This is a genomic window from Alkalibacterium sp. s-m-28, assembly GCF_054658175.1.
In genome coordinates this window covers 1-309 of record NZ_BAAGIQ010000340.1, presented here as the reverse complement: position 1 = coordinate 309, position 309 = coordinate 1, and the positions used below count along the sequence as shown (strand labels likewise).

The following is a 309-nucleotide window of genomic DNA, read 5'->3' as shown; positions in this document are numbered from 1 at the left end:
TGGGCGACAACTTGGTGGTGAAAGTCCACTACAGGCTTTGCAGTAGGAACTGTTAGTGAATGACAAGGGTGTCCACCGTGAGGTGGAATCTGAAGGAAGTCGGACGCAAAAGCTCGCACTGACGAACTGTAGAAAAGCATTCTATACCGATAAAAAAGAGGCGAAAAAAGGCAATGTGATCTAGCAGACGTGAATACACTGCTGGATCACATTGCTTTTTTTCTTGTCAAATGTCTCCAGCAAAGGTAAAATAAGGAAACGTATACAAATCTGACAGAAAGAAAGAGAGAAAAGGCGACAGCATTGGAG

The 309-nt window shown here is 43.7% G+C and carries 1 protein-coding gene; it reads left to right on the top strand.

Translation table 11 applies throughout. The features are described from left to right. The first annotated feature begins 55 nt into the window (after positions 1–55). Positions 56–184, top strand: a complete 129-nt coding sequence (locus tag ACYQ4S_RS12565) for a hypothetical protein (RefSeq protein WP_459771516.1) — start codon at positions 56–58, stop codon at positions 182–184. The last annotated feature ends 125 nt before the right edge of the window (positions 185–309 follow it).